Annotated in this window: 17 protein-coding genes; 15 read left to right on the top strand and 2 right to left on the bottom strand. The window is 65.7% G+C overall.

Going from position 1 to position 22,685, the window contains the following annotated elements; translation table 11 throughout:
- Positions 1–85: 85 nt before the first annotated feature.
- The 12 genes from SBA_RS02890 (at position 86) to SBA_RS02945 (ending at position 13,208) form a co-directional block, all read left to right on the top strand.
- The gene (locus SBA_RS02890; protein WP_224546602.1) at positions 86–892 is read left to right on the top strand and encodes a division plane positioning ATPase MipZ; all 807 of its coding nucleotides are present in this window, start codon (positions 86–88) and stop codon (positions 890–892) included.
- A complete protein-coding gene (locus SBA_RS02895) occupies positions 892–1,335 on the top strand; it encodes a J domain-containing protein (protein ID WP_224546601.1) in 444 nt (147 codons plus the stop codon). The genes SBA_RS02890 and SBA_RS02895 overlap by 1 nt, the downstream gene beginning before the upstream one ends.
- Positions 1,332–2,708: a phosphoglucomutase/phosphomannomutase PgmG gene (gene pgmG / locus SBA_RS02900; RefSeq protein WP_261935825.1), complete on the top strand. Its 1,377-nt coding sequence runs from the start codon at positions 1,332–1,334 to the stop codon at positions 2,706–2,708. Before SBA_RS02895 ends, pgmG begins: the two co-directional genes overlap by 4 nt.
- 423 nt (positions 2,709–3,131) lie before the next feature.
- A complete protein-coding gene (locus SBA_RS02905; RefSeq protein ID WP_261935826.1) occupies positions 3,132–4,436 on the top strand; it encodes an OmpP1/FadL family transporter in 1,305 nt (434 codons plus the stop codon).
- An 80-nt stretch (positions 4,437–4,516) separates the two neighbouring features.
- Positions 4,517–5,677 (top strand): flavodoxin-dependent (E)-4-hydroxy-3-methylbut-2-enyl-diphosphate synthase, encoded by a 1,161-nt coding sequence (ispG, locus tag SBA_RS02910; RefSeq protein WP_261935827.1) that lies wholly within the window; start codon positions 4,517–4,519, stop codon positions 5,675–5,677.
- Positions 5,678–5,729: 52 nt separating this feature from the next.
- A complete protein-coding gene (locus SBA_RS02915) occupies positions 5,730–6,593 on the top strand; it encodes a DMT family transporter (protein ID WP_261936664.1) in 864 nt (287 codons plus the stop codon).
- Positions 6,590–7,072, top strand: a complete 483-nt coding sequence (locus tag SBA_RS02920) for a GNAT family N-acetyltransferase (RefSeq protein ID WP_261935828.1) — start codon at positions 6,590–6,592, stop codon at positions 7,070–7,072. The genes SBA_RS02915 and SBA_RS02920 overlap by 4 nt, the downstream gene beginning before the upstream one ends.
- Before the next feature lie 113 nt (positions 7,073–7,185).
- On the top strand, positions 7,186–9,510 hold the full coding sequence (locus SBA_RS02925) for an FtsK/SpoIIIE family DNA translocase (protein ID WP_261935829.1): 2,325 nt from the start codon (positions 7,186–7,188) through the stop codon (positions 9,508–9,510).
- Between the two features lie 422 nt (positions 9,511–9,932).
- The gene (locus tag SBA_RS02930; RefSeq protein ID WP_224546595.1) at positions 9,933–10,583 is read left to right on the top strand and encodes a LolA family protein; all 651 of its coding nucleotides are present in this window, start codon (positions 9,933–9,935) and stop codon (positions 10,581–10,583) included.
- Positions 10,584–10,840: 257 nt separating this feature from the next.
- Positions 10,841–11,638 carry an exodeoxyribonuclease III gene (locus tag SBA_RS02935; protein ID WP_066607182.1) on the top strand — a complete coding sequence of 266 codons (798 nt, stop codon included), beginning with the start codon at positions 10,841–10,843 and terminating at the stop codon, positions 11,636–11,638.
- Positions 11,638–12,711 (top strand): GTP cyclohydrolase II, encoded by a 1,074-nt coding sequence (ribA, locus tag SBA_RS02940; protein WP_261935830.1) that lies wholly within the window; start codon positions 11,638–11,640, stop codon positions 12,709–12,711. Before SBA_RS02935 ends, ribA begins: the two co-directional genes overlap by 1 nt.
- Positions 12,708–13,208, top strand: a complete 501-nt coding sequence (locus SBA_RS02945) for a L,D-transpeptidase family protein (RefSeq protein WP_224546593.1) — start codon at positions 12,708–12,710, stop codon at positions 13,206–13,208. Before ribA ends, SBA_RS02945 begins: the two co-directional genes overlap by 4 nt.
- 38 nt (positions 13,209–13,246) lie before the next feature.
- Here the strand turns inward: SBA_RS02945 and SBA_RS02950 are convergent, their stop codons facing one another.
- Together SBA_RS02950 and mutS are read right to left on the bottom strand one after the other, a co-directional pair.
- Positions 13,247–16,009 carry a [protein-PII] uridylyltransferase gene (locus SBA_RS02950; protein ID WP_261935831.1) on the bottom strand — a complete coding sequence of 921 codons (2,763 nt, stop codon included), beginning with the start codon at positions 16,007–16,009 and terminating at the stop codon, positions 13,247–13,249.
- 9 nt (positions 16,010–16,018) lie between these two features.
- Entirely contained in the window at positions 16,019–18,664 is a 2,646-nt protein-coding gene (gene mutS, locus SBA_RS02955; protein ID WP_261935832.1) for a DNA mismatch repair protein MutS, read from the bottom strand.
- A gap of 138 nt (positions 18,665–18,802) precedes the next feature.
- Here mutS and SBA_RS02960 point away from each other — a divergent pair, with 138 nt between their 5' ends.
- Genes SBA_RS02960 through SBA_RS02970 form a run of 3 tightly spaced genes read left to right on the top strand, consistent with a single transcriptional unit; the run spans position 18,803 to position 22,670 of the window.
- Positions 18,803–21,064 carry an NADP-dependent malic enzyme gene (locus SBA_RS02960; protein WP_261935833.1) on the top strand — a complete coding sequence of 754 codons (2,262 nt, stop codon included), beginning with the start codon at positions 18,803–18,805 and terminating at the stop codon, positions 21,062–21,064.
- A gap of 54 nt (positions 21,065–21,118) precedes the next feature.
- On the top strand, positions 21,119–21,640 hold the full coding sequence (locus SBA_RS02965; RefSeq protein WP_261935834.1) for a flavin reductase family protein: 522 nt from the start codon (positions 21,119–21,121) through the stop codon (positions 21,638–21,640).
- Entirely contained in the window at positions 21,630–22,670 is a 1,041-nt protein-coding gene (locus SBA_RS02970; protein WP_261934893.1) for an IS110 family RNA-guided transposase, read from the top strand. The genes SBA_RS02965 and SBA_RS02970 overlap by 11 nt, the downstream gene beginning before the upstream one ends.
- Positions 22,671–22,685: the final 15 nt, after the last annotated feature.

Genomic DNA, 22,685 nt, shown 5'->3' on the forward strand with positions numbered 1-22,685 from the left:
CGACAGGATAGGGGTGTCCTGCTAGGCTCGTGCCGGCGCGACCGTCAACAAACATTGCGACAATCAACGGGGTTATCTGGGGTCAATGGGCAATCCGCAGCCGCATCTCATCGTCTTCGCCAATGAAAAGGGCGGCACCGGCAAGTCGACCACGGCGGTCCACACCGCCATCGCCTTGAGCGCGCTCGGTCATCGCGTCGGCATGATCGACCTCGATCCGCGCCAGCGCACCGTCACCCGCTATATGGAAAATCGCCTCGATACCGCGCGCCGCCGCAGCATCGACCTGCCCACGCCCGATTTCGCCGTCTTCACCGGCGACAGCATCGCCGCGCTGGACGATCAGGTCGTCACGCTGGCGGCGGACAAGGATTTCCTGGTCGTGGACACGCCCGGCCGCGACGATATCTATGCCCGGCATCTCGCGCCCCACGCCAACACGCTGGTCACGCCGATGAACGACAGTTTCGTCGATTTCGACCTGATCGGCCAGGTCGACCCGGAAACCTTCAAGGTCCGTCGCCTGTCCTTCTATTCCGAACTCATCTTCGAAGCGCGCAAGACGCGGGCAAAGGTCGACGGCGTCGCGATCGACTGGGTGGTGCTGCGCAACCGTGTCCAGCATCATGACGCGCGCAACAAGAAGCGCGTGGGCGACGCGCTGATGGAATTGTCCCGCCGCGTCGGCTTCCGCGTCATTCCCGGCCTGTCGGAACGCGTCATCTTCCGCGAACTCTTTCCCTCGGGTCTGACCTTGCTCGACAAGGGGCATCTGGGCGAACTGGGGGTCAGCCATATCGCCGCGCGCCAGGAATTGCGCGAGATGGTGGCGGGGCTCGCCCTGCCGACGCGCGATGGCATGACGTCTGTGGATCTGCTCGGCGCGGCCTGATGGGCATGTTCGCTCTTGCGCTGGCCGCCGTGGCGATCTGGCTGATCTGGACGGGAAAGCTGCAACGCATGACGGCTAAGGATGGCATGGCATTGGGGGCGGCGCTGGTGGGCGCGGTGCTGGCGGCCAAGGGCAAGCCGGTGATCGGCGCGCCCCTGTTGATCGGCGCGGCGCTCTTCTTCGCGAAGCAGGGCAATGCCAAGGCGAAGGTGAAGGTGCGCAAACGCCCCGCAGCGCCCGCCTCACCCCCGCAGGCGGATGCTGACGTCGCGAAAGCGCGCGCCCTGCTGGGCGTTGGTCCCGATGCCGACGCGCCCACGATCCGCGCCGCCCATCGCCGCCTGATCGCCTCGGTCCACCCCGACAAAGGGGGCACCGAAGCGCTTGCCGCCCAGATCAATGCCGCGCGCGACCTGCTGCTCGATGACCAGACCCCGCTTTGACCCATCGTTTCGACCCGACGCTGCTGCGCGACTATGATCTGCGCGGCAGGGTGGGTGACACGCTGCATGTCGCCGACGCCTGGGCACTGGGCCGCAGCTTCGGCACGATCGTCGCCCGCGCCGGCGGACGGCATATCGCGGTCGGTTATGACGGGCGACTCAGTTCGCCGATGCTGGAAAAGGCACTGGTCGCGGGATTGGCCGCGACCGGCATCGGCGTGCGGCGCATCGGCCTTGGCCCGACGCCGATGCTATATCATGCCGAAATGGCGAGCGATGTGGATGGCGGCGTCCAGATAACCGGCAGCCATAATCCCGGCGACCAGAATGGCTTCAAGCTGGTCCACCGTCACGCGCCCTTTTTCGGCGACGATATTCAGCGGCTGGGCGCCCTGGCGGCGGCGGGCGACTGGGAAAGCGGCGCGGGGCATGTCGAAACGGTCGATGTCATCGATGCCTATGTTGCGCGCATGATGCAGGGTTTTGACGGCCCGGCGCTTCGCATCGGCTGGGACGCGGGCAATGGCGCCGCCGGGCCGGTGGTGGAGAAGCTGGCGCAGCTCCTGCCCGGTGAGCATCATCTGCTCTTCACCGATATAGACGGCCATTTTCCCCATCATCATCCCGATCCTTCCCAGGAGCGGAATCTGGCCGATCTGCGCGCGCTCGTCCTTGCCAAACAGCTCGATTTCGGCGTGGCTTTCGATGGTGATGGCGACCGGATCGGCGTGATCGACGGGCTGGGCCGGACAATCGCGGGCGACCAGTTGCTCGGACTCTTCGCGCAGATCATATTGGAAAAGCGGCCGGGCGCGCCGGTCGTGGCGGATGTGAAGGCCAGCCAGACCCTGTTCGACCGCATCACCGCGCTGGGTGGACGGCCCGACATGTGGAAGACCGGTCACAGCCATATCAAGTCCAGAATGAAGCAGATTGGCAGCCCGTTGGGTGGCGAAACCTCCGGCCATCTGTTTTTCGCCGACGAGTATCCCGGCTATGACGACGGCCTCTATGCCGCCGTCCGCCTGATCCGCGCCGTGGGATCGCTGGGGCGGAGCCTGAGCGCGTTGCACGATGGGATGCCGACCAGCGTCATCACGCCGGAATGGCGCTTCCCTGTGGCGGAATCGCGCAAGTTCGCGGTGGTGGCCGATATCCTTGCGCGCCTTCAGGCCGCAGGCGCCGATATCTGCGCCATCGACGGCGTGCGGGTCCGCACCGACGATGGCTGGTGGCTATTGCGGGCATCCAATACCGAGGCTGCGCTGGTGGCGCGCGCCGAATCAGCCGACGAGGCAGGACTGGCGCGACTGATCGCTCAAATGGATGCGCAACTGGCCGATTCGGGTGTCATCCGGGTGGTATCAGCCTGAAAAACGCCTATCGACACCCTATAATTTGGTATCGCTATCAGTTTTTTTCTGCCACTTTCCCTTACGGAAAGCGTGTCAACAGATAACGATTGCAGAAAACGCAATCGTCCTACCATGTTTCGCATTTGCGACAATATGCGCTGCACCGCAAAAGGAACCCGCCTTTCAGGCATCCTCTCCTAAAACTTCAAGGCCGTCCTTCGGGGCGGCTTTTTTTTCGTCTCGCATCGTCCGCTCTCCGGCCCTGTTGCCGTAGCGTCCTGTCGTCCCGACGGATCCGTGGGCGCGGAAATGCGACGAATCGGGCGATCCGCTCACTGGAATTTAACCACAATCCTGATAATCGGGCTGGGTCCAAATAGCCGGTCGAGCGTTCGAACGCCCACGATCAAGGCCAATATCAAGTCCAGTAGAGGATCTGCCATGTTGCTTCGCGGTCGCTTTTTTCCTGCTCTTCTCCTGACCGGCGCCATGCTGGCGTCGACGGCTCCGGCTTTTGCCGGCGGCTTCTATCTGCAGGAACAGTCGCCCAAGGAAACGGGGCGCGCGCTGTCCGGCGGCGCGGCGGCTGGCGACGATCCGTCCACCATCTATTTCAATCCGGCAGCGATGACGCAGTTGTCGGGTATCCAGACCTCGGTCGGCGGCGTCGCGCTGATGGCGTCGGCGCACCAGACCAACCGCGGCACCCGTCGCAGCATCCCCGGCTCGCCCCTGTCGGTCCCGGTCGGCGGCAATGATGGCGGCAATCCGTTCGAAAGCGTCATCCCCATTCCCAGCTTCTACGCCAGTGCGCAGGTCAGTGACCGGCTCTGGGTCGGCCTTGGCGTCAACGCCCCCTTCGGCCTGAAGCTGGAATATGATGACGGCTTCTTCGGCCGCTATGACTCGCTCTACACCGACCTCAAAACCTATAATATCCAGCCCTCGGCTGCCTACAAGCTGACCGACAATCTCTCGATCGGCGGCGGCGTCGACGTGCAATATGTGAAGGCGACGCTGACCAACGCGCTGCCGCAGCTCTCTCCCCTCGTCACCACCGACGGCTTTGCCCAGCTCAAGGGCGACGACTGGTCGGTGGGCTGGAACGCCGGCCTCTTCTACACCACCGGCGACACCAATTGGGGCGTCCATTATCGCTCGGGCGTCAGCCACAAGCTGGCCGGCACCCAGACCGTATCCGGTCTGGTCGGGCCGATCGCGGCAGGCAACGGCGCATTCGCCGCCACCGCCCCGCTGGAACTGCCCGACATCGTCACCGTCTCCATGATGCACAAGCTGACGCCCCAGTTGCGCGCGATGGTCACCGGCAAATGGTATAACTGGTCGCGCTTCAAGGGCATCGCCGTCACCTCGGCCGCCGGCACCACCAACAAGGAACTGGATTATAAGGACAGCTATTCGGTCAGCGTCGGCGGCGAATATGATCTCAGCCCGGCCTTCACCGTGCGCGCCGGCACCATGTTCGACCGGTCGCCGACCAATCCGCAGCATTTGACCACCCGCGTCCCCGATGGCGACCGCGTCTGGCTGACCGGTGGCGCAACCTGGAACATGTCGGACGCCTTCGCGCTGAATCTGAGCTACGCGCACACCTTCGTGGAAAAGGCGAACATCATCCGGCCCGACAGCTATTTCCCGTCGCCCGCGACCGTCACCGCCACCACGCTGGCGCAGACCAGCGGCAATGCGGACCAGGTTGCGGCCTCCGCGACGCTGCGCTTCTGACGGCCTGATTTTCAGGGGGCGCTTCTAACCGTCACCGAAAATCCCTATAGGGGCTTCGTAGCTTACGGAGCCCCTTTTTCATGTCCGATCATAATCCCGGCCTGCGCCCCTGGCGCGACATAGCGCGGCGGCAGTCGCGCCAGATCATGGTCGGCAATGTGCCGGTCGGCGGCGGCGCGCCTGTCACGGTCCAGACCATGACGAACACGCTGACCCATGACGTCAAGGCGACGATCGACCAGATCCGCCGTTGCGAGGAGGCGGGGGTCGACATCATCCGCGTCTCCTGCCCCGACGAGGAATCGACGGCCGCGCTCAAGCAGATCGTCCGCGCCGCGCGCGTGCCGATCGTCGCCGACATCCATTTCCACTATAAGCGGGCGCTGGAAGCGGCCGATGCGGGCGCCGCCTGCCTGCGCATCAATCCGGGCAATATCGGGTCGGAAAAGCGGGTGAAGGAGGTGGTCGACGCAGCCAAGGCCAATGGCTGCTCCATCCGCATCGGCGTCAACGCCGGGTCGCTGGAGAAGGATCTGCTCGAAAAATATGGCGAGCCATGCCCCGAAGCACTGGTCGAATCTGCGCTCGACCATATCAAGCTGCTGCAGGATCAGGATTTCCACGCATATAAGGTCGCGGTGAAGGCCAGCGACGTGTTCCTCGCGGTAGCCGCCTATATGCAGCTCGCCGACGCGGTCGATTGCCCGCTGCATCTGGGCATCACCGAGGCCGGCGGCCTGATCGGCGGCACGGTGAAAAGCGCGATCGGCATCGGCAACCTGCTCTGGGCCGGCATCGGCGACACGATCCGCGTTTCGCTCTCCGCCGAACCGGAGGAGGAAGTACGCGTCGGCTATGAGATCCTCAAATCGCTCGGCATCCGTACCCGCGGGGTGAAGGTCATCTCCTGCCCCAGTTGCGCGCGCCAGGGTTTCGACGTCATCCGCACCGTCCAGGCGCTGGAGGAACGGCTCCAGCATATCCACACGCCGCTCTCGCTCTCGGTGCTTGGCTGCGTCGTCAACGGTCCGGGCGAAGCGCGCGAGACCGACATCGGGCTGACCGGCGGCGGCGCGGGCAAGCATATGGTCTATCTGTCGGGGATCACCGATCACACCGTGCAGGACGAGGGCATGGTCGACCATATCGTCCGTCTGGTCGAGGCCAAGGCGGCGGAAATCGAGGCGGCCAAGGCCGAATCCGACATGACCGATGCGGGCAAGGCGGAGGCGGCGGAATAAGCGGAGCGACGCGGTGCGCCCCACGCCCGGCGGGTTCGCCATTCCCTTCGCCATGTGCTGCATCGGCGTCGCGCTATTCTCTGTGATGGACGCGGCGATGAAGGGGCTCAGCCTTTCCATCGGCCTCTATAATGCGCTGTTCTGGCGCGCCGCGGCGGGCAGCTTGTTAGGCCTTGCGCTGATGCTGCTCACCCGCCAGCGCTGGCCGGACCGCGCCGTGCTGCGCCTGCACCTGCTGCGCGGCTCGGTCGTGGCGCTGATGGCGGCGCTCTTCTTCTGGGCGCTCATGCGGATGCCCCTCGCCGAAGCGATCGCGCTCTCCTTCATCGCGCCGCTGATCGCCCTCTATCTCGCCGCGTTGCTGCTGGGTGAGACGGTCGGGCGGCGGGCGATCGGGGCGTCGCTGCTCGGACTGGTCGGCGTGGGCGTGATCCTGTCGGGCAAATTGCAGGGGCGCTATGACGCCGATGCGCTGCTGGGCGCGGGCGCAGTCCTGTTCTCCGCTTTGCTCTTCGCCTGGAATCTCATCCTCCAGCGGCAGCAGGCGCAGCGCGCCTCGCCGATCGAGGTCGCCTTCTTCCAGCATGTCGTCATGCTGGGCGTGTTCGTGCTGGGCGCTCCGGCATGGGGTGCGCTGCCCGATCGCGCCGCTGTTCCGCTGGTGCTGCTTGCGGCCGGCCTCGCCTTCACCTCGCTGGCTGCGCTCGCCTGGGCCTATGCGCGGGCGGAGGCGCAGCGGCTCATCCCGGTCGAATATAGCGCCTTTCTCTGGGCAGCGCTGATGGGCTGGCTGGCGTTTGGCGAGCGATTGACCCTGACCACGGTGGCCGGCGCATTGCTCATCGTCGCCGGCTGCCTTATCGCCGCCCGCAGCAAAGGGGCTGATGGCGCCCATGTGGAAGCAGGAACGGCATGACCGACATCATCATTCGCGACGCGCAGGCCGACGATATCGGCACCATTCATGACTTCATCCTGGCGCTGGCCGATTATGAACGGCTCGCCCATGCGGTGAAGGCGGACCGCGCCACGCTCGCCCGCTATTTGTTCGGCCCGCGGCCGATGGCGGAGGTGCTGATCGCCGAACATGAAGGCCGGGCGGTCGGCTTCGCCCTGTTCTTCCACAATTTCTCGACCTTCGAGGCGCGGCCGGGCGTCTATCTGGAGGATCTGTTCGTCCTGCCGGACGCCCGCGGCCTGGGCGCGGGCAAGGCGTTGCTCGCCCGTCTGGCGCAACTGGCGATCGAGCGCGACTGCGCCCGGCTCGAATGGTCGGTTCTCGACTGGAACGAACCCTCCATCGCCTTCTACCGCTCGCTCGGCGCGACGCCGATGGACGAATGGACGGTGCAGCGGGTGGACGGCGATACGCTGGCGGCGCTCGCGCGGCTTTGATGTTAGGCGTGGGGATCGGTCGCACGGGACGAGCCGATCCGCCGCGCCCTTGACGCGGACTCGCCCTCGGGTTCATTGTGCCGAAACGGAACATTTGGGGGACAAGCAGGATTATGGCCGTCGGCCGCACCGTGAAACGCACGCCGGAATGGCGCGAGATGTTGAAGCGCAGCCTCATTCGCAGCGGCGCGCTCATCGGCGCGATCACGCTCATGCTGGCGACGCTGTTCTTGGCCCTGGCGCTGCTCAGCTATGCGCCGAGCGACCCGTCGATGAACACCGTCGCGGGCGATCATGTCGCCAACATCATGCAGGCACCCGGCGCCTGGGCCGCCGATTTCCTGCTCTGGCTGCTGGGCGTGCCCGTCGCCCTCATCCTGCCGCTGATGGCGGTCACCGCCCGCCGCATGTGGGGCGACCAGGATATGAGCGGGTGGAAGGGGCAGTTCGGCAAATGCCTGTTAGGCATCGTCCTGATCGGCATTGCACTCGCTTTGTTTCAGAGCGCGCCGCTGGTCGGCCTGCCCGCGGGCTGGGGCGGTGTGATCGGCCTGGTCGTCGCCAAGGGTATCGCCAGCCTGACCGCGCAGGCGCCCGCCGCCGCGCCCTGGATCACCGGCATTCTCATCGTCGTTGCACTGATCGCGGGCCTGTTCGCCAGCTATCGCAGCCTGGCGCTGGAAAAGCCGATCATCGCGCTGCGCCGCCCTTCGCTGCCCAAACTCAACTTGCCGCGCCCCACGCTGGGCTTCGCCGGTCCCTCGGCCGTCGATGTCGATGAGGATGCGGAGGACGAATTGACCGAGCGGGTCATCACCCCACGCAAGCAGGTATCGAACGAACCCAAGCCGCCGATCACCATCCAGTCGCCCAAGCCCGCGCCGGTCCAGCGCGCGATGGCGCCGGTCAGCCAGGACGATCTGTTCGGCCACAGTTCGCTGCCGTCGCCCGATCTGCTCAACCCCATCCCCGCCAATCAGGGCGGCAAGATCGACAAGGCTGCACTGGAACGCAACGCCCGCCTGCTCGAATCGGTGCTCGACGACTTCCATGTGAAGGGCAACATCACCGAAGTCCGCCCCGGTCCGGTCGTCACCATGTATGAACTGGAACCCGCGCCCGGCATCAAGGCGAGCCGCGTGATCGCGCTGGCGGACGATATCGCCCGCAACATGTCGGCGCTCTCGGCCCGCGTCGCGACCATTCCCGGCCGCACCGTGATCGGCATCGAATTGCCCAACGCCCATCGCGAGGGCGTATCCTTCCGCGAACTCATCACCAGCGAACAGTTCATGCAGGAAGCGACCCTGCCGATCATCCTGGGCAAGAATATCTCGGGTGAGCCGATCATCGCCGACCTGGCGCCCATGCCGCATCTGCTGATCGCGGGCACCACCGGTTCGGGTAAATCCGTCGGCCTCAACGCCATGATCCTGTCGCTGCTCTACCGCATGACGCCGGACCAGTTGCGCCTGATCATGATCGATCCCAAGATGCTGGAACTGTCGACCTATGACGACATCCCGCACCTGCTTTCTCCGGTCGTCACCGAACCGGCCAAGGCGATCCGCGCGCTCAAATGGGCGGTGGAGCAGATGGAGGACCGCTATCGCATGATGGCGTCCATCTCCGTCCGCAACCTGGCCAATTATAACGAGAAGGTTCGCGCGGCGAAGGCAAAGGGCAAGCCTCTGGGCCGCCGGGTCCAGACCGGCTACGACCCCGAAACCGGCAAGCCCATCTATGAGGAGGAGCAGCTCGATTTCCAGCCGCTGCCGCAGATCGTGGTGGTGGTGGACGAGCTGGCCGACCTCATGATGACGGCGGGCAAGGAAGTCGAATTCCTGATCCAGCGTCTGGCGCAGAAGGCGCGCGCCGCGGGCATCCACCTGATCCTCGCGACCCAGCGTCCCTCGGTCGACGTCATCACCGGCGTCATCAAGGCGAACCTGCCGACCCGCATCAGCTTCTTCGTCACCAGCAAGATCGACAGCCGCACCATATTGGGCGAACAGGGCGCCGAACAGCTGCTGGGCAAGGGCGACATGCTCTACATGCATGGCGGCAAGGGTCTGACCCGCGTCCATGGTCCCTTCGTCTCGGACGATGAAGTGCGCGTCGTCGCCGATCATTGGCGCGCGCAGGGCCAGCCCGACTATATCCAGGCCGTCACCGAGGAGCCGGAGGAGGGCAGCTTCGCGCTCGACGGCGTGGATCTGGGCGATGACAGCCCCGACGCGCAACTGTTCCGCAAGGCGTGCCAGCTCGTCTTCGAAAATCAGAAGGCCTCGACCAGCTGGCTGCAACGCCAATTGCGAGTCGGTTATAATTCGGCAGCGCGCCTGATCGAACGGATGGAGGAGGAAGGGCTGGTCGGCCCGCCCAACCATGTCGGCCGCCGTGAAGTGCTGCGCGACGAAAATGGCAATCCTCTGTGATACTGGCCTCTGTGACACTGGCCGCTCTGATCCGACCAAAAATGGTTATGATTGCGTATCGTGCAATCGCTCCTGCGGCCTTCGCATTTGCAGCATCAAGCGGGACCGGGCAATAGGATCAGGCCTTTCAGGCATCCTCTCCTAAAACTTTTCGGGCTGGTCTTCGGATCGGCCCTTTTTTTTGTTCGCGAATCGGTCTAGGCGAGTCCCGCTGCTGCCGCGCCGATAACATAATTGGAGCGGTGCCGCCGGTCAGACCGGCAGGGCGAGGCGGGAGCATGGGGGATCGAGCTGTCGCGACCGTCTGCGGATGCTCTCCCCCATCAAGCCCAAAGCTTGCTATTTCGGAACAGCCGGGTTCACAACGGGTTCAAGCCCGACCTTCTACCCCGTAAATTCCTGAACAACCGGAGTTGAACGCCATGCAGCGCAGCCTTGCGCCCCTGATCCTGGCCCTTGCCGCCGCGCCGGCCGCCCTGTCGGTCGTCGTGCCGACCGCGCCCGTCGCCGCGCAGCAGGCCTCGTCCGACCTGACCCAGGTCAATGCCTATATCCGCGGCGTCACCACCCTGACCGCCGATTTCACCCAGACCGACCGCAGCGGCCAGACCCTGACCGGCAAGCTGACCCTGAAGCAGCCAGGCAAGATCCGCTTCCAATATCAAAAGGGCGTGCCGCTGCTGATCGTGGGCGACGGCAAGGCGCTGACCATGATCGACTATGAAGTGCGGCAGGTGCAGCGCTGGCCGATCGGCAATTCGCCGCTGGGCGCCCTGCTCGACCCGAACAAGGATCTGTCGAAATATGGCAAGGTCGTTCCTACCGGCGACCCGTCGATCCTGAGCATAGAGGCGCGCGATCCCAAGCGGCCCGAATATGGCACCATCACCATGATCTTCAAACGCAACGCATCGGGTCCAGCGGGCCTGCAGCTTTACGGTTGGGTGGCGCTCGATTCGCAGAACAACCGCACCGCGGTGCGGCTGAGCAACCATGTCTATGGTGCGCCGGTGGCCGATTCCGCCTTCCGCTGGACCGATCCGCGGCCCAAGGGACGGTCGGCGGGCGGCTGACCCGAGCGCCTTGCAGGACGGATGGAAAAACATCCGACTTCGTTCATCTGACGCTCATATGGCGGCGGCTAATCAAGACCCAAGGCGAGAGACAAACCGGGATTTCCCCCCTGTTACCCGGTCCCCCCTCTCGCCGCGAAGCGCTTCAAGGGCGCGATCGAGACCCCCGTTCCACGCCCCCGGAGCGGGGGTCTTACTTTGTGCGGCCTTCTTTCAGCCGCTTGCGTGTCCGCCTGCGGCCTCCTAGGTGGAATCCCATGGCCGACACCCTCTCTATCTGCTCCTGGAACATCAACTCCGTCCGCGCGCGCATCGACATAGTCGAACAGCTGCTGCGGCTCGAAGCGCCGGACATATTGTGCCTGCAGGAAACCAAGGTGGTGAACGAGACCTTCCCCACCGAAATGTTCCGCCGCATGGGCTATGTTCATCAGGTGCTGAATGGCCAGCGTATGCACCATGGCGTCGCGATCATGAGCAAGGTGCCGGTGCATGAGGATGACCGGTTCGACTGGCAGGCCAATGGCGAAGCGCGCCATGTCGGCGTGCGGCTCGACAATGGCGTGCGGATCGAGAATGTCTATGTGCCCGCCGGTGGCGACATTCCCGACCGTGATCTCAATCCCAAATTCGGCCAGAAGATGGATTTCCTCGAACGGATGATCCAATGGTCGTCCGCGCTAGGCAGCCAACCCGCCATCCTGACCGGCGACTTCAACATCGCCCCGCTGGAATGCGACGTCTGGAGCCACAAACAGTTGCTCAACGTCGTCAGTCACACGCCGGGGGAATGTGAAATCCTCGCCCGGTTGCAGGCGTCGAACGACTGGGTCGATATCGGCCGCCATTTCCATCCCGCGCCGGCGCGCCTCTATACCTGGTGGAGCTACCGCGCGAAGGACTGGGCGGAATCGGATCGCGGCCGCCGCCTCGATCATATGTGGATGACGAAGGACGTGGCGAACAAGGCGACCAGCCATCGCGTGGTCGAACCCGCGCGTAGCTGGATCAAGCCGTCCGACCATATCCCCATCATCACCGAATTCGCTTTCTGATGCCTAGTGTCGCCAACGGGCGCGATGCCGCGCGCGCCATAGACGCGCTGCGTCGCGGCTGGGCCGTGCGCCTGTCCGCGCCCGATGGCGCGATTAGGCTGATGGCGATCGAGGGCGCGGATGCGGTCACGCTGGCGGACTTCGACCCGCGCGGCCAGGCCGACATCCTCATATCCGCCGCCCGCGCCGAAACCTTGAAGCTGGCCAACCAGTTGGCGGCGGCCGACCCCGACCTGCCGGTGCTGGTCGAACGCGCGCCCTGGATCGACGCCGATGTCGCCACCGCCATTTCCGACCCGGTGCTCGATCTCGCCTCGCCGCTGAAAGGGCCGTTTCGTGCCCGCCCGCTGCTTAGCCCCCAGGCCGCCAAGGCGGCGCTGCACCTTGCCCGGCTGGCCGGCATCCTGCCCGCATTTTTCCTGATGCCTGCCGACGGCCCGGTCGAAGCGACGTTGAGCGCCGACGCTATCGCCGCCTATGACGACGCCACCCACCTCGCCATCGCCACCCGCGCCCGCCTGCCGGTGTCGGCCAGCGAGACCGGCGAAATCATCGCCTTCCGCAGCCCCGACGAACCGCGCGAGCATGTCGCGCTGGTGGTGGGCAAGCGCGATAGCTCGCCGCCGGTCATCCGCCTGCACAGCGAATGCCTGACCGGCGACGTGCTGGGCAGCCTGAAATGCGATTGCGGCCCGCAACTGCATGAGGCGCTGCACCGGATCGCCGATGCGCCCTGGGGCATCCTCCTCTATCTTCGTCAGGAAGGGCGCGGCATCGGCCTGGTCAACAAATTGCGCGCCTATGCGATGCAGGATCAGGGGTTCGACACGGTGGACGCCAATGTGCGGCTGGGCTTCGCCATCGACGCGCGCGATTTCTCGGTCGCGGCGCGGATGCTAGATCTGCTCGGCGTGGGCGCGGTGCGGCTGCTCACCAACAATCCCAACAAGGTTGCGGGACTGGAGGCGGCGGGTATTCGCGTGACGGAACGCCTGCCGATCATCCTGCCGACCAACCCGCATAATGAACGCTATCTCGCCACCAAGCGCGACCGAACCGGCCACCAGCTGTGACCGTCCTTCGCGTCGATTGCGGCGCGGGCCGCCTGACCTTCGGCGAACTGGCGATGGATTGCACTATCGGCCGGGGCGGGGCCTGCCCGGCCGCCGACAAGCGCGAAGGCGACGGCTGCACCCCGCTGGGTGTCTGGCCGATCCGCGGCGTGCTGCTCCGTCCCAACAAGATCGAACCGACCGGCCTGCGCCTGCCCTGGCGCTGGGTCCGCGCGAACGACGGCTGGTCGGACGACATCGCCGACCCGGCCTATAACCGCCCGGTTCGGTTGCCCCGTTCTTTCTCCGCCGAAAGCCTGATCCGCAGCGACGGTGCCTATGACGTCATCGTCGTCCTCGGCCATAACGACGCGCCGCCGGTGCCGGGGCAGGGCAGCGCCATCTTCTTCCACCTGTCCGAAGGCCGTCCCACCGCAGGCTGCGTTGCGGTGGACCGCGACGACATGCTGCGCCTGCTCCCGTTGCTCGCGCCGGGCGACGTGGTGGAGATCCTGTAGCTGCCGTGTTCCCGCCTGCGCGGGAACACAAGATATGGTCAAGCCCGCTCCAGCGCCTCGCCCACTTCGCCGCCCGCCGCTTCCAGCAAGCGTCGTTCCAGAGTCTGCAACCGCGCCTTGCTCTCGATCTTCCCGCCCAGCAGGTCGGTGACATAGAAGGTGTCGACCGCGCGCTCGCCATAGGTGGCGACATGGGCGCTGTGGACCGTGACCTTGGACTGGAACAGCGCATTGGCCAGGCTGAACAGCAGCGCCGGCCGGTCGCGGGCGTTCACCTCGACCACGGTGAAGCGGTTCGACGCCTTGTTGTCGATCAGCACGTTCGGCTCGATGCGGAACGCCTCGGCGCGCGTGCGGGGCAGGGGGCGCGCCGACAGCTTGGTGATCATCCGGTGCCGGTTGGACAGCGAATCCTCGATCGCGTTGCGGATGCGCTTCAGCTGGTCGGGGCTGTGGAAGGCGCCGCCCAGCGGATCCTGCACCAGGAAATTGTCGATCGCCACGCCATCGCGCGTCGTATGGATTCGCGCATCGATGATATTGCCACCGGCCAGATGGATGGCGCCTGCGATCCGATAGAACAGCCCCGGATGGTCGGCGGCATAGACCGTCACCAACGTCGCGCCGCGTTGCGGATAATATTGCGCCGCGATCGACAGCGGCGATTCGCCCGCCGCCAGGATATGCTGCGCATTGTGGAAGAGAATGTCCTCGGGCTCGGCGATCCAGTAGGATTCGGGCAGCCGCTTGCTGAACGCCGCGAACGCCGCCTCGTCCAGGCCCAGCGCCTGCCGCAGTCCGTCCTGCTTGGCCGTGACCCGCTCGCTGCGGCCCTTCTGCTTGTGACCCAGCCGCAATACTTCTTCGGCGCTGTCATACAGGTCGCCGAGCAACTGGCGCTTCCAGCTGTTCCACACCCCCGGTCCCACGGCGCGGATATCCACCACCGTCAGGCAGAGCAACAGTCGCAGCCGCTCCGGGCTTTGCACCACATCGACGAAATCGAGGATCGTCTTGTAATCGGCCAGGTCGCGCTTGAAGGCGGTGGCCGACATCAGCAGATGATAGCGCACCAGCCAGGCCACCGTCTCCGTCTCGGCCGGGGTCAGCCCCAGCCGTGGACAAAGCTGCTCGGCCACTTCGGCGCCGAGCAGACTATGGTCGCCGCCGCGCCCCTTGGCGATGTCATGCAGCAGAACCGCCACATAGAGCGCCCGCCGCGACAGCAATTTGCCCATCAGGTCGGTCGCCAGCGGATGATCCTGCGGCAACGCGCCCTTCTCGATCTGCGACAGCAGGCCGACGGCGCGGATGGTATGCTCGTCAACCGTATAGTGATGATACATGTCGAACTGCATCTGCGCGACGACGCGGCGGAAATCGGGAACGAAGCGGCCGAATACGGTCGATTCATTCATCCAGCGCAGCACCGTCTCCGGGTCGCGCGGGGACGTCAGCACCTCCATGAAGGCGGCATTGGCGCGCGGGTCTTTCCGCACCCTGGCGTTGATCAGCCCCGCGTCACGGCTCGCCGCGCGGATGGCGCTGGGGTGGATCTGCAACCCGTGCTTGTCCGCCACGGCGAAGATTTCCAGCAGCCGCACCGGGTCCGCCTGGAAGAAATCGTCGCTCGGCAGGCTGAGGCGCCCGCGTTCCAGCACGAACCCGTCCAGCTTCTTGGGCCGGCGGAAGATGGACGGGATGTAGCGCCGGCCCTTTTCCGCCATCTGGTCGTCCAGATGCGCCAGGAAAACGGCGGTCAGGTCGCCCACGATCTTCGCGTTCAGGAAATAATAGCGCATGAAGCGCTCGACCCCGGACCGGCCGGCGCGCCCGGTGAAGCGCATCCGCGTCGCGGTCTCCAGTTGCAGGTCGAAGGTCAGCCGATCCTCGGCGCGGCCCGTTATGGTGTGCAGATGGCATCGCACCGCCCACAGGAAATCCTCGGCCTTCTGAAACTGGCGCAGCTCGACGTCGGTCAACAGGCCGACATCGACCAGTTCGGCGACCGACTTCACCCGGTTCACATATTTGCCGATCCAGAACAAAGTGTGCAGGTCGCGCAGGCCGCCCTTGCCTTCCTTCACATTGGGCTCGACCACATAGCGGCTGTCGCCCATCCGCTTGTGCCGCTCGTCGCGCTCCACCAGCTTTTCGGTCACGAAGGCGCGGGCATTGCCCTGCATCACTTCGGCGTCGAACCGCACCGACGTTTCCTCGTACAGCGCCCGGTCGCCCCAGACGTATCGCGCCTCCAGCAGGGCAGTGCGCACCGTCAGGTCGGCCTTGGCCATCCGCATCGTCTCGTCGATCGACCGGCTGCTATGGCCGACCTTCAGCCCCAGATCCCACAGCGAATAGAGCATGGATTCGATCACCTGCTCGGTCCAGCCGGTGGGCTTCCACGGGGTGATGAACCCGATATCGACATCGCTGTGCGGCGCCATTTCGCCCCGGCCATAGCCGCCGACCGCGATCAGGGCGATCCGCTCGCCCGTACTGCGATTGCCCGCCGGATAGAGATGATGCGTGGTCGCATCGTAGAGCAGGCGTAAAATCTGGTCGATCAGGAAGGCGAAGGCGGTCACGGATTCGCGCCCGCGCGTCGGTTTCGCCTCCAGCCGTTTGGCGACTTCGGCCCGGCCATGCTCCAGCGCCGCCTTCAATTCCTTGACGATTTCGGCGCGCAGCCGCGTGCTATCGCCCCGATGCTCCGTCGCCAGGGCGTTGATCGTGTCGGAAATCGCGCGCCGGTCGATGATCGCGCGGCGCGATCCCAGCGCGGGGAACTGCATGACCATCTGGTGTCTCTAGTCGGGCCGCCGCTCGGCAGCCAGTTGTTTCAACCGATATATGTGATCGAGCGCCTCACGCGGTGACAGGGCGTCGGCGTCGATCGCGTCGATCGCCGCCAGAAGCGGGTCGGGCGCGGCCTCCGCCTGCACCGCGACCGCCGCGAACAGCGGCAGGTCGTCCAGCCCCGCGGCGATCCCGCCGGTCTTCGCCTTGCCCGCTTCCAGCCGCGCCAGCACATCCTTGGCGCGCTTCAACACCGCTTGCGGCAACCCCGCCAGTCGCGCCACCGCCAGGCCATAGCTGCGATCGGCCGGGCCGTCGCTCAGTTCGTGCAGCAGGACGAGGTCGCCCTTCCACTCGCGCGCCCGCACATGATGCAGCGACAGCGACGACAACGTCTCGGCCAGCCGGGTCAACTCGTGATAGTGCGTCGCGAAGAGGCAGCGACAGCGATTGACCTCATGCACCGCCTCCACCACCGCCCAGGCCAGCGCCAGCCCGTCATAGGTGGATGTGCCGCGCCCGACCTCGTCCAGGATGACGAAACTCCGTTCGGTCGCCTGGCTCAGGATCGCGGCCGTCTCGACCATCTCGACCATGAAGGTCGACCGCCCCTTGGCCAGATTGTCCGACGCGCCGACCCGGCTGAACAGCCGGTCGACCAAAGTCAGCGTCGCCGCCTGCGCCGGGACATAGCCCCCCGCCTGCGCCAATATGACGATCAGCGCATTCTGCCGCAGGAAGGTCGACTTGCCACCCATGTTCGGGCCGGTGACGAGCCATAGCCGGTCGCCGTCGGACAGGCGGCAGTCGTTCGCGACAAAGGGCTGGCCTTCCTTGCGCAGTGCATCTTCCACCACCGGATGCCGCCCGCCGACGATATCCAGGCACGGACCGGCGCCGTCGTCGCCCACGAAATGCGGCCGCTGCCAGCCGCCCTCGGCCGCCCGTTCGGCGAGCGACGCCGCGACGTCCAGCCGGGCCAGCGCATCGGCCGCGCGCGCAATGTCGCTCTTGCGGTCCAGCACCGCGCCGATCAGCTCCTCCAGATGCGCGGCTTCCGCCACCAGCGCATGGGCGCCCGCCTGCGCCACGCGCCCGGCTTCTTCGTGCAGGTCGATCGAATTGAACCGCACCACCCCGGCCAGCGTCTGGCGATGGGTGAAGCCGCTGTCGGGCTGCATCAGCGTGTCGGCGGCGCGGGCGGGCACCTCGACATGATAGCCCAGCACGCCGTTATGCCGGATCTTCAGCGCGGATATACCGGTCTGCGCGCGATATTTCGCCTCCAGCGCGGCGATCGCGCGGCGGCCGTCTCCCGCCATGCGGCGCAGTTCGTCCAGTGCGGGATCATAGCCGTCGGCGATATAGCCGCCACTCGCCGTCTCGGTGGGCGGTGCGGGCACCAGCGCGCGCGCCAGCGCATCGACCAGCGCGCCATGGCCGTCCAGCGCCGGCAATATCCGCGCCAGCAACAGCGGCGGCTCGGCCAGCCGCCCCAGCCGCTCGCGCAGCAAGCGCGCTTCGCCGAGCCCATCGCGCAACTGGCCCAGATCGCGTGGGCTGCCACGTCCCACCGCCACGCGCCCCAGCGCCCGACCGATGTCCGGCAGCGCCCGCAACGCGCCGCGCAACTGATCGCGCAAGGTCGCATCGTCGTGGAATAGCTGCACCAGCCCCAGCCGCGCCTCGATCGTCGCCAGGTCCATCAGCGGCGCGGACAGATCCTGCCCCAGCAGCCGCGCACCCGCGCCCGTCACGGTGCGGTCGATCGCGCCCAGCAGGCTGCCCGCCCGCGCGCCCGCCATGGTCGCCACGATCTCCAGGCTTTCGCGCGTCGCCGCGTCGATCGCCACATGGCCGCCGCTCGCCTTGCGCAAGGGCGGCGCGAGGAAGGGCAGGGTGCCCTTGCCCGCATGATCGAGATAGGCGATCAGCCCGCCCATCGCGGCCAGCTCGGCACGGCCGAACTGGCCGAACCCGTCCAGGGTCGTGACCCCGAACAGGCGCTTCAACGCCTCGTCCGCTCGCGCGCTCGAAAAGGCGGCGCGATCGAAAGGATGGCAATCGGCCACGCCCAGCGTCGATCCCTCCGCTACCACCGTCTCGCTCGGCCGCAGCCGTGCCAGTTCAGCGGGCAGGTCGCCCAGCGGGCAGGTCATCGTCTCGAACCGGCCTGTGGAAATGTCGGCGGCGGCGATGCCGATCTCGCCCGCCTCCTCCCCGCCGACCTGCGCCAGCGCGACCAGCATATTGTCGCGCCGGCTGTCGAGCAAAGTCTCCTCGGTCAGCGTGCCGGCGGTGACGTAGCGCACGATCGCCCGCGCCACCAATGTCTTGCCGCCGCGCGCCTTGGCCTGCGCCGGCGTCTCGGTCTGCTCGGCGATGGCGACGCGATGCCCGCCCTTGATGAGGCGCGCCAGATACCCCTCGGCGCTATGCACCGGCACGCCGCACATCGGGATCGGCGCGCCGCCATGTTCGCCCCGGCTGGTCAGCGCGATGTCCAGCGTCGCCGCGGCTTGTCTGGCGTCGTCGAAGAAAAGTTCGAAGAAATCGCCCATGCGGTAGAAGAGCAGGCAATCCTGCGCTTGGCGCTTGAGCGTCAGATATTGGGCCATCATCGGCGTGGGGGCGGCTGTATCGGTCGAAAGGGCCATGGCACAAGCCGATAGCCTGAACCCCGCACCGAAACCAGAGCTTCGCCCAGACGCCCAGAAAATTGCGCGTCTCGCACTTGCCCACAGGATAATGTTACCGCTAGGGCCGCCCTGTTGTTCCAATATATGGGTGCCGCGATGTCCGATCGATCGAATGTGGAATTTTCCGAGCGCGAGGCGCTGTTCTTCCATTCGACCGGCCGCCCCGGCAAGATCGAGATCATCGCGTCGAAGCCGATGGCGACCCAGCGCGACCTGAGCCTCGCTTATTCCCCCGGCGTCGCGGTGCCGGTGCTGGCGATCGCGAAAGACCCCGCCACCGCCTATGACTATACCGCCAAGGGCAATCTGGTCGCGGTCATCACCAACGGCACGGCGATCCTGGGCCTGGGCAATCTCGGCGCGCTGGCGTCCAAGCCGGTGATGGAGGGCAAGGCCGTGCTCTTCAAGCGCTTCGCCGACGTGGACAGCATCGACATCGAACTCAAGACTGAGGATGTCGATCGCTTCATCGACGCGGTCGAGCTGATGGAGCCGACCTTCGGCGGCATCAACCTTGAAGATATCAAGGCGCCCGAATGCTTCATCATCGAACAGACGTTGAAAGAGCGGATGAACATTCCGGTCTTCCATGACGACCAGCATGGCACCGCGATCATCGCGGCCGCCGGCGTCATCAACGCCGCGCTGCTGACCGGGCGCGAGATGAAGGATATGAAGGTGGTGGTGAACGGCGCGGGCGCCGCCTCCATCAGCTGCACCGAACTGATCAAGGCGCTGGGCGTCCCCCATGAAAACGTCATCATGTGCGACAGCAAGGGCGTGATCTACCAGGGCCGTACCGAGGGCATGAACCAGTGGAAGTCGGCCCATGCGGTCCGCACCGACGCCCGGACGCTGGCGGAAGCGGTCAAGGGCGCCGACGTGTTCCTGGGCCTGTCGGTCGCGGGCGCGATGACGCAGGACATGGTGAAGTCCATGGGGCCAAAGCCGATCATCTTCGCCATGGCCAATCCAGATCCCGAAATCCTGCCGCCCGACGCCCATGCCGTGCGTCCCGACGTGATCGTCGCGACCGGCCGGTCGGACTTTCCCAACCAGGTCAACAACGTCCTGGGCTTCCCGTTCATTTTCCGCGGCGCGCTCGACGTGCGGGCGACCGGGATCAACGAAGCGATGAAGCTGGCCGCCGCCCACGCCATTGCCAATCTGGCGCGCGAACAGGTGCCGGAGGAAGTGGCCAAGGCCTATGGCCGATCGCACAGTTTCGGCCCGGACTATATCATCCCCGCGCCCTTCGACCCGCGCCTGATGGAGGTCGTGCCCGCCGCCGTCGCCCAGGCGGCGATGGAAACCGGCGTCGCGCAAAAGCCGATCGCGGACATGGCGGCCTACCGCCAGTCGCTGAAGGCCCGGCTCAACCCGACCACCACCGTCCTCACCACCGCCTATGAAGTGGCGAAGGCCAATCCCAAGCGCGTCGTCTTCGCCGAGGCGGAAGAGGAAGTGGTGCTGCGCGCGGCGATCCAGTTCCGCGAGCTGGGCTATGGCATCCCGGTGCTGGTCGGCCGTGGCGAGGTAGTCGAAAAGCTGAAGGAACTGGGCGTCCGCGACCCCGAAAGCTTCGAACTGCACAACAGCGTCAATTCGCCGCTGGTGCCCGACATGGTCGACCTGCTCTACGCCCGGCTTCAGCGCCGCGGCTATCTGCGCCGCGATTGCGAGCGGATGGTCAATCGCGACCGCAACATCTTCGGCACCTTGCTGGTCAAGATGGGCGTGGCCGACGCGATGATCACCGGCATGACCCGCCCCTATGCGCAGACGCTGCGCGAAGTGAAGCGGGTGATGGACCCCGCGGCCGGCCGCACCCCGTTCGGCATCCATGTGCTGGTGGCCAAGGACAAGACCGTGTTCCTGGCCGACACCACGGTCAACGAACGCCCCACCGCCGGCGAACTGGCCGACATTGCGGAAGGCACGGTGGCGGTCGCCCGCCGCATGGGGGTCGACCCGCGCGTCGCCTTCCTCTCCTATTCCAATTTCGGCAATCCGCCCGGCGCCTTCCTGGAAAATGTGCGCGGCGCGGTGAAGCTGCTCGATGACCGCGATGTCGATTTCGAATATGAAGGCGAAATGACCGCCGACGTGGCGCTCAACCCCGCCGTCATGAAAAATTATCCGTTCAGCCGCCTGTCCGGCCCGGCCAATGTGCTGGTCATGCCGGGGCTGCAATCGGCCAATATCTCGGCCAAGCTGCTGCGCGAACTGGGAGGCACGTCGATGATCGGGCCGGTTCTGGTCGGCATGGAAAAATCGGTGCAGATCGCCACGATGTCGTCCAACGCGTCCGAACTGCTGACCCTCGCGGTGCTGGCGGCGGGCGGCGTCGCGCTTTGATAGCGCCCCATTCTGCGCGAGAGGGGAAGGCATGAAATATCTCGGGAGCAACGCATGAGCATGGCCAGTTTCGACAGTGCGACTTTCCGGCGGGTGCTGGGCCATTATCCCACCGGCGTCTGCGTCGTGACCGCGGTGGAGGCGGACGGCGCGCCCGTCGCCATGGTGGTCGGCTCCTTCACATCGGTGTCGCTTGATCCGCCGCTGGTGGCCTTCTTTCCCGCCAAAAGCTCGACCAGCTGGCCGCGCATCCAGGCAGTCGGCAAATTTTGCGTCAACGTCCTCGCCAGCGACCAGAAGCCGCTCTGCCGCCAGATCGCCGGCCCCGGTCCGGACAAGTTCGCCGGCATCGCCCATCGCGTATCGGCCAACGGTTCGCCGATCCTCGACGATGTCGTCGCCTGGATCGACTGCACCTTGGATGCGGTGCACGAGGCGGGCGACCATGACATCGCGCTCGGCCGGGTCGTCGCGCTGGAAGTGGATGCGGTGGATGGCTCCCGCTCACGGCATCTAAGTGCCAAGATGGGTTGCTGTCATGCAACCCGAGAAGGAGCCACCCGCCATGGAGATTAGCACGATCGGCCTCGATTTGGCCAAGAACGTTTTTCAGGTTCACGGTATCAGCGCGACCGGTGAGGTCGTCCTTCGCAAGGCGCTGCGGCGATCGCAGATGCTACCGTTCTTCGAGAAGCTGCCGCCGTGCTTGGTAGGCGCCGAGGCCTGCGGCACGTCGCATCACTGGGCACGCGAACTGACCAAGCTGGGTCATGAGGTGCGGCTGATGCCGGCGGCTTACGTGAAGCCTTACGTAAAGCGGGGCAAAAACGACGCCGCCGATGCCGAGGCGATCTGCGAGGCAGTTACACGTCAGACGATGCGGTTCGTGCCCATCAAGTCGCGCGAGCAGCAGGCGGCGTTGTCGCTGCACCGCGTGCGTAGCCTGTTGATCAAGCAGCGCACGCAGCTGGTCAACATGATGCGCAGCGTGCTCGCCGAACTCGGCATCGCCATCCCGGTCGGGATCGTGAAGGCACTCCAGATGGCGCGGCAGATCGTCGACGGAGAGTCTGAGCTCGATCTGCCAACCGAAGCGGCGAACGTCGTCACAGTGCTGGCAGGGCAACTGCTCCAGCTTCACGCCCAGTTACGCAAGCTTGATCTGCGGCTCGCCGCTTTGCAGCGGAGCGACGACCGGGCCCGGCGCCTGGCGACGATCCCTGGTATCGGGCCGATCGGCGCGACCGCGCTCGCCGCGTCGGTGACCGATCCAAGCCAGTTCTCGTCAGGGCGCCAGTTCGCCGCCTGGCTGGGGCTGACCCCTCGGCAGAGCTCGAGTGGCGGCAAGGAACGCTTGGGGCGCATAACCAAGATGGGCGACAGATATCTGCGGCAGCTCCTGATCGTCGGCGCCACCGCGCTGGTCCGATATGCCAAGCAGAAACCCAGCACGGTCGATCCGCGCTTTGTCGCTCTGCTTGCCAGAAAGCCCGCGCGTGTCGCCTCGGTCGCCATCGCTAACAAGATGGCGCGGATCGCATGGGCAGTTATGGCGCGCGGCGGCGTCTTCGAGCGCGGGCATGCGCCTATGCTGGCGGCAGCATAGATCAAAAGCTTAGCT

The organism is Sphingomonas bisphenolicum, assembly GCF_024349785.1.
Lineage (GTDB): Bacteria > Pseudomonadota > Alphaproteobacteria > Sphingomonadales > Sphingomonadaceae > Sphingobium > Sphingobium bisphenolicum.